Origin of the sequence: Paenibacillus forsythiae T98 (assembly GCF_000520735.1) — a bacterium.
Lineage (GTDB): Bacteria > Bacillota > Bacilli > Paenibacillales > Paenibacillaceae > Paenibacillus_AQ > Paenibacillus_AQ forsythiae.
Genome location: NZ_ASSC01000643.1, coordinates 1 through 7398 on the forward strand (window position 1 = coordinate 1; position 7398 = coordinate 7398).

The 7398-nt window shown below is 55.2% G+C and carries 9 protein-coding genes; all 9 read left to right on the forward strand.

Features of this window, described 5'->3' with window-relative positions; genetic code table 11:
* Positions 1 to 130 precede the first annotated feature (130 nt).
* Positions 131 to 403 (forward strand): HU family DNA-binding protein, encoded by a 273-nt coding sequence (locus L692_RS0119795; protein ID WP_025701784.1) that lies wholly within the window; start codon positions 131 to 133, stop codon positions 401 to 403.
* Positions 403 to 681: an RNA-binding S4 domain-containing protein gene (locus L692_RS0119800; RefSeq protein ID WP_025701785.1), complete on the forward strand. Its 279-nt coding sequence runs from the start codon at positions 403 to 405 to the stop codon at positions 679 to 681. Before L692_RS0119795 ends, L692_RS0119800 begins: the two co-directional genes overlap by 1 nt.
* A 137-nt stretch (positions 682 to 818) precedes the next feature.
* The gene (yabP, locus tag L692_RS0119805) at positions 819 to 1103 is read left to right on the forward strand and encodes a sporulation protein YabP (RefSeq protein WP_025701786.1); all 285 of its coding nucleotides are present in this window, start codon (positions 819 to 821) and stop codon (positions 1101 to 1103) included.
* Positions 1100 to 1663 (forward strand): spore cortex biosynthesis protein YabQ, encoded by a 564-nt coding sequence (gene yabQ / locus L692_RS0119810; RefSeq protein ID WP_025701787.1) that lies wholly within the window; start codon positions 1100 to 1102, stop codon positions 1661 to 1663. Before yabP ends, yabQ begins: the two co-directional genes overlap by 4 nt.
* A gap of 24 nt (positions 1664 to 1687) precedes the next feature.
* Positions 1688 to 2023 (forward strand): FtsB family cell division protein, encoded by a 336-nt coding sequence (locus L692_RS0119815; RefSeq protein ID WP_025701788.1) that lies wholly within the window; start codon positions 1688 to 1690, stop codon positions 2021 to 2023.
* A gap of 125 nt (positions 2024 to 2148) precedes the next feature.
* Positions 2149 to 2637, forward strand: a complete 489-nt coding sequence (locus L692_RS0119820) for a S1 domain-containing RNA-binding protein (protein ID WP_025701789.1) — start codon at positions 2149 to 2151, stop codon at positions 2635 to 2637.
* 572 nt (positions 2638 to 3209) lie between these two features.
* Positions 3210 to 5717: a stage II sporulation protein E gene (gene spoIIE, locus L692_RS0119825; RefSeq protein ID WP_025701790.1), complete on the forward strand. Its 2508-nt coding sequence runs from the start codon at positions 3210 to 3212 to the stop codon at positions 5715 to 5717.
* A gap of 114 nt (positions 5718 to 5831) precedes the next feature.
* A complete protein-coding gene (locus tag L692_RS0119830) occupies positions 5832 to 6572 on the forward strand; it encodes a vWA domain-containing protein (protein ID WP_025701791.1) in 741 nt (246 codons plus the stop codon).
* On the forward strand, positions 6556 to 7398 hold an 843-nt coding region (locus L692_RS0119835; protein WP_025701792.1), incomplete at its 3' end, for a protein kinase domain-containing protein. The genes L692_RS0119830 and L692_RS0119835, both read left to right, overlap by 17 nt.

Here is a 7398-nt window from a genome sequence, read left to right on the forward strand (position 1 = left end):
AGCGGGCATCGGCAGGGATTTGACAACACGTCCAGAATACCAGTAAGATGAAACGGCGGTTTTGCGGCAAATGTTGCCTGCGACAGAAGCGTTTCATTACTTTTCTTATTCCCGGGAGGAACACAAGACGATGAACAAGACAGATCTGATCAACAACATATCCGAGAAGAACGGATTGGCCAAAAAGGACGTGGAGCTTGTGCTGAGCGGACTCCTTGGCGAAATTACCGAGGCGCTGGCGAGCGGCGACAAAGTGCAGCTGATCGGCTTCGGCACCTTTGAAACGCGGAAGCGCTCCGGACGTACCGGCCGCAATCCGCAAACGGGCACAACCATCGATATCCCAGAGTCGACCGTTCCGGCGTTCAAGGCCGGGGCGAAGCTTAAAGAAGCTGTCAACTGATGCGCCTGGATAAATTTTTGAAAGTGTCCCGTCTGATCAAGCGCCGTACGGTGGCCAAGGATGTGTCCGAACAAGGCCGGGTGTTGATTAACGGGAAGGAATCGAAGCCGAGCAGCAATGTGAAGATCGGCGACGAAATTACGGTTCAGTTCGGCCAGAAGCTGGTCACGGTCCGCGTGGAGAAGCTGGTCGAAACGACCCGCAAGGATGAAGCCGCCGGTATGTATACGCTGCTGCGCGAGGAGCCGATTGCGAGGAGCAACGGACTCGATTGGTAAGAGCTGCCCTGACTTATGTGATAGGAGCGTTCCCTGCATCGCGCAGGGGGCGCTTCTTTGTTATTGCCAAGTTCCCGCTGCTGTTCTAAAGCAACCGTCCCCGCCATAGATTAAGACTAGAAGGAGGGGTACATGCCATGATCGAACCTGGAAAAAACGTGAAGCAGCATGATTTGCATATGCGCGGCCGCAAGGCTGTCGATTTGACGGGCGTGCAGAATGTGGAGAGCTTTGACAGCGAGGAGTTTAAACTCCAGACAGAGCTTGGAATCCTGACCATCCGAGGAACCAATTTACATATCAAGAACCTCAGTCTGGAGAACGGGCTGCTGTCGGTGGAGGGTAACGTCCATTCCTTGATTTATCTTGAACCGGGGGCGAAGGGTAAAAATAAAGGGCTGCTCGGCAAGCTGTTCAAATGAACCCGGCCGTCCAGTGGATCACGCTGCTGTATATGATCGCCGCCGGGGCGGCGATGGGACTGGCCTTCGACAGCTACCGGGTACTGTCTCTGAAGCTGCGTTTTCCCGGATGGCTGAACGCGGTTCTTGATATTCTCTATTGGCTGGCCTCCGCGCTCATTGTGTTCCGTTTGCTGTACGCGGGCAACCAGGGGCAGCTGCGCTTCTACGCTCTTCTCGGATTATTTGCGGGCGTGTGGGCCTATTTTTTAATCTTCAGTGTCACGGTGCAGAAATTTGTGGTAATGTTAATTCAGACGGTGGAACGGATATGGAAGCTGCTGATGAAGCTGCTGGGAATTCTGATTGGAATGCCGCTAATGTGGATATGGAGGCTGGCGCGGGGCATTTTGCGTCTCCTTGGCCGTATCCTGGCCTTTATATTGAAGCTGCTGGTTCGGCTGACCAAGCCGCTCTGGATTTTTCCCGTCAGATGGTTGACCCCGGCCTATCATCGGCTGCTGCGCAGCGCTCCATTAACCAAACTCACCCATTTTATTGCCGCAAAAAGAAAACGCTGACCTTGAAACGGGAGGAACGCTCGCATGAACAGATTTTCCCCGGAAGAGAAGCAGGCTGGCGGAAGGTCCACCGCCGTGGGCGCCAAGAGAAGAAGGCTGGTCTGGATCGTCCTGATGGCGGTATTCTTCAGTTGGGCGGGATATATTTTCTTCGCTCAAAGCGCCTTGATTTCGGACAAGAGCCATGAGCTGGCACAGAAGCAGCAGACAAGCAAGCAAGTGAACGACTCGCTGAGTCAACTGAAATACGAGGTGTCCCGTCTGAACGACAATGAGTATATCGGCCAATTGGCGCGCAAATGGTTCAACATGTACCCTAAAGGCGAAGTTCCGATCCGGACAGAGCAATCGAAGCAGTAAGCGGGGCAAAAAAGGGGCTGTTCACTCTGTTGCCTTGCTTTGCGCTTTACTGTATAATCAAATCACCGCAGACTGGATTTTGACATCTTTGTCTGTATATTTTTAAGGGAGGATCATTTTATTCTATGGCAATTGAAGTGGGCACCAAGTTAGAGGGCAAGGTGACAGGCATTACGCATTTCGGAGCGTTTGTAGATCTGTCAGGAGGTGTCACAGGTCTCGTTCACATCTCGGAAATCGCCGATAATTACGTCAAGGATGTCAACGATCATCTGAAGATTAATGATGTGGTAACTGTTAAGGTGATCAATGTCGACAAGGACGGCAAGATCGGACTTTCCATCAAGCAGGCTGTCGACAAGCCGGCGTCGGAAGCTCGTCCGCCAAGAGCGCCAAGACCGGATCGTCCAAGCGGTGGAGATCGTTTCGGCGGTGGTGGTGGCGGCGGAGGCTACAATCGTGAACGGGGAGGGCGTCCATTCAAGCCTGCAGCCGGTAAACCTTCATTTGAGGATAAAATGTCACGCTTCCTTAAAGACAGCGAAGAGCGTATCTCTTCTCTCAAGAAGAATACGGAAGGCAAGCGCGGCGGCCGTGGAGCCAAACGCGTATAACATCATACCTACAATCGTTCAAATAAACCGCAGGGGTCGGACCTCATGCGGTTTTTTTCTGCGCCTGCCCAGCTCTCCCGGCCAACTCCAGGCAGGAAGCTTTCCGCGGATTTTTGAAAGCGCGTTCTCCACTTATCCCGGTTTGCCTGATATTTTGTCGGGTGGATAGAAATTTGCGACAGCATCCTTGCGATTTCCGCCCAAGCTTGGAGCATTCGCTGACGAATCAAAATCCAATGGATGTGGAAAAAAATGGGTAGTAAACCGGTCTAGCTCCCGCCCCGCAAGGAACAAGCAAATTTCCCGCTGATTGTGAAAGCGCCTTTTTTTGTCGGAAATTTCTTGGGAATGGCTCTCTTGTTCTGACAAACTTTCCAGGTTGGCCACGCTTATAATGAGTACCACAAGAAGAAACGGCTTCACCGTTCTTTCGAAGCTTATGCTCTTGAGGCCGGCGATATGACGGTATCGCTCTCAGGCAACCGTTTCTCTCAGAAAATATAGGGCCGATGATAAGAGCGCAGCTTATACGGTCCTTATATTTTAAATTAAAACGGGTGGTGCTGATCATTATGGGTAAAAGCAATGTGGTGCATTTTTCGGAGTGGACAAGAGTGGAAGATGGCGCTGGGGAAGAGAAGGCTCCATGGGGGGAGAGATTTAAGGCCTGGAGCAAGCGTCAGCGTGTTCTTCGTATGCTGGACACGAGAAAATGGATGCTGCTGCTGAGCTGCATGGGGTTTCTGCTGGGAAGAGCCATGATATTGGACGAGCTGTCTCCGTTTGCCGCCGCTTTTTTCGCCATTATTGTTTTTATGCGTAAAGATTGCATTCTGCCAGTTGGCATGGCGATTCTTGCAGGCAGTCTGTATACTCCGTTCCCCGGCGTACTGATCGTCACGGCTGAGCTTATCGTCTTTGTTCTCCTCTATAAAGGGCTGGCGGCCTTCCAGCGAATTGATCTGGCCTATGCGCCGGTCATGGTGTTCGTCTCCTCTTTTATGGTCGGACTCTTCCAGGCAGTGATCGGTCCATCGCTCTCCTGGTATCCGCTGATGATGTCGACGCTGAACGCTCTGCTGTCCCTTGTGCTGACGCTCGTCTTCCTGCAGGCTCTGCCCGTGATGACCTATAAACAAAAAAGCCGCGTACTGCGAAATGAGGAGATCTTATGTCTTATCATTATGCTGGCTTCCATTATGACCGGCCTGGTAGGCTGGAAAGCGGGCGGCTTATCGCTCGAACATATATTGTCGCGCTATCTGATTCTGCTGTTCGCCATGGCGGGCGGGGCTCCCCTGGGCGCGGCGGTCGGAGTCGTGACGGGCCTGATTCTCAGTCTGGCCGATATCGGGGCGATCTATCAGATGAGTCTGCTCGCGTTCTCCGGCATGCTGGCCGGCATGCTGCAAGGCGGGCGCAAAGGCGCGGTCGCTCTTGGCATGCTGCTCGGCTCCAGCATTCTGTCCGTCTATTTCAGCGGTCCGGGCGATATGATGACTTCCACCTGGGAGACCTGCGCGGCCGTAGTGCTGTTCCTGGCAACCCCCCGCGGCATCATTAAAGCGATTGCCAAATATGTGCCCGGCACGACGGATCACAGCCGGTCCCAGCATGAGTATGCGCGGAGGGTACGCGACATTACCGCAGAGCGGGTGACCCAGTTCTCCCAGGTATTCCGGCAGCTCTCCGCGAGCTTCGGACAGATTCCGTCCGCCGGGGAAGCGGGCAAATCGACCCGGGAAATGGAGCACTTCATGAACGCGGTCACAGAGGAGACCTGCGCAAGCTGCATCCGCCGCTCCCACTGCTGGGATGCGAAGTTCTACCAGACGTATAAATATATGACCGATATGATGACCGCCGTCGAGGAGAATCCGGAGATCCGGGCGTCGCGGCTGCCTGCGGAGTGGGCCCGGATCTGCGGCAAAACGGATGAAGTGCTCGAAGTTATGCGAAGCGAATATTATCTGTATGAGCATGATATGCGCTGGAAGCGGCAAATATACGACAGCCGCCAATTTGTGGCGGAGCAGCTCTCCGGCGTATCGCAGGTCATGGAGGATCTGGCGAGAGAAATTAAGCGCGAAGGGCAGGCGCTCTACCGGCAGGAAGCGCAAATTCGCGAAGCGCTGGAGAAGCTTGGCTTGTCGATCCACAGCATCGATATTGTCAGCCTCGATCCGGGACGCGTCGAGATCGAAGTCGTTCACGCCTACAATCGGGGCTTTGACGAGAGCCGCAAAATGATTGCCCCGCTTCTGTCCGATATTTTGGATGAACATATTGCGGTGAAGAGCGAGACGGCGATGCACAGCCGCGACGGACTGTCGACGGTTGTCTTCGGCTCAGCGAAGGCTTACGAGATCAGCACGGGCGTAGCGGGCGCGGCCAAGGGAGGCGACATGATGTCGGGAGACAGCTTCAGTACGTCAGAGCTGGGCAACGGAACGTTCGCGGTCTCCATCAGCGACGGAATGGGCAACGGGGAGCGGGCCCGGATGGAGAGCAGCGCGGCGCTTGGCATGCTGGAGAAGCTGCTGCAATCCGGCATGGACGAGAAGCTGGCGGTGAAGTCCGTCAATTCGATTCTGCTGCTCCGCTCGCCGGAGGAGTTCTACGCTACCGTCGATATGGCGCTGATTGACCAATATTCGGCCCAGACCACCTTTATGAAGATTGCTTCGGCGCCCAGCTTCATCAAGCGGGGAAGCGAAGTTATACCGATCACGGCGAGCAATCTGCCGATTGGAATCATTCAGGATATCGAGGTTGAATTTGTGACGATGGAACTGCGTGCGGGGGATATTCTGATTATGATGACGGACGGCATTTACGATGCGCCCGGTTATGCCGTCAACAAGGAGATTTGGATGAAACGGATGATTCAGGAGCTGGAGACCAGCGATCCGCAGGAGATTGCCGACACTCTTCTGGAGAAGGTTATCCGTTACCAGGGCAATGAGATTCATGACGACATGACCATTGTGGTCAGCCGCGTCGATCACTTCCAGCCGGAATGGTCCACGCTGCATGTGCCGGGACTCTCGCGGATGGAACGTCCGCGTACGGTGAGCTGACCGCCACTTTAAGCAGTATCCTGTTTTCTTCCGCATCCGCCATGTTTGGAATCTCTCAACCCGGACCATACTAGAGAAGAGAGACTCATTCATACGAGGCGGGAGGACAATGGGATGAAACAAATTTTGCTGATAACGGACGGATGCTCCAATGTAGGGGAAAGCCCGGTGATGGCTGCGGCGCACGCCCGGCAGGACGGGGTAACGGTGAATGTGATCGGGGTCGTCGACTACGGGACGATCGGCGAGCTGGGGAAGAGGGAGATCGAGGATATCGCCAAAGCGGGCGGGGGACTGAGCCGGATTGTCGGCACGCCGCAATTGGCGCAGACGATGCAGATGATGACCCGCAAGACGGTGGTTCAGACTATTCAGCAGGCGGTTAATAAGGAGGTGCAAAAAATTCTGGGCGACGGCTCCCTGGAGGACCTGCCTCCGGCCAAGCGCTCGCAGGTGGTGACGGTAGTGGATGAGCTGAGCGAGACGGCGCCGCTTCGTCTCTCGCTTCTGATCGACGCCAGCGCAAGCATGAAGCCGAAGCTCGCGGCGGTGGAGGACGCGATCCGCGATTTGGCGCTCAGCCTTGAAGCCAGAGAGGGGGTAAGCGAAATTTCCGTGTTCCATTTTCCCGGCTCTGCCGGGGAGCAGGCGGTTCTGGACATGGATTGGAGCCGCAATGTGTCGGACATCCGCGCGCTGTTCGGCAAAATACGTATGAAGGGGGCGACGCCGACAGGTCCGGCGATTTTCAAGGTGCTTGAACATTTCGGGTATGATACACTAGATGAACATCAAGGCCGCCTCGCGGCTCACTCTAATGAAGGAGAAGGGATGCCCGGTGGGTACGTCGTCTAATCCGCCCCGTTCTCCGGGGGAAGTCATTGTCGGCAAGTGGCGGGGCAACCGTTATGTTGTGAACCGGCTGCTGGGAAAAGGCGCTAACGGCACGGTATATCTGGTCAACCGGCAGGGGAGAAGGGAGAAGTATGCGCTCAAGATCGGATACGACGCGCTTGATCTTCAATCGGAGATCAACGTGCTGACCTCGCTTCAATCCTGCCGCGTGCGGCGGGATCACCGCTCCAGGCCGTCTTCGCCGATGGCCGCTTATTTCCTGGAAGCGGACGATGCCTCGGAGGACGGATTTCCTTTTTACGTCATGCGGTATGTTCATGGCGCGCCGCTTCATTATTTTCTGTCCCGCAAAGGCCCGGCCTGGCTCGGCTTGATCGGACTTCAACTGCTGGACAGACTGTGCGGACTGCATGAGTGCGGATTTATCTTCGGTGATCTGAAGCCGGAAAATGTCGTGGTATCGGATTACGGCGAAGCCGAGCTGATCGATTTCGGAGGAGCCGGTCCCATCGGCCGCAGCGTGAAGCAGTTCACGGAATGGCATGACCGCGGATACTGGAATGCCGGCAGCCGGACCGGAGATCAGGGCTACGATCTGTTCGCCTTCGCCGTGCTCTGCCTGCGGCTGCTTGACGAGGCCGGACTTGAGGCTGCGTCCCGGCAGCTTCCGCAGACAAGAAGCGTAGACGATCTGATTAAGCTTGCGGGCCAGCTTTCAGATAAGAAGCTCGCCTCCTGGCTGAAGCTTGCGCTTAAAGGCGGTTTCTCCACGTCGGCGGCGGCCAGGGACATGTGGAGAAGCCATGTTTACACATCGCGGCTTTGC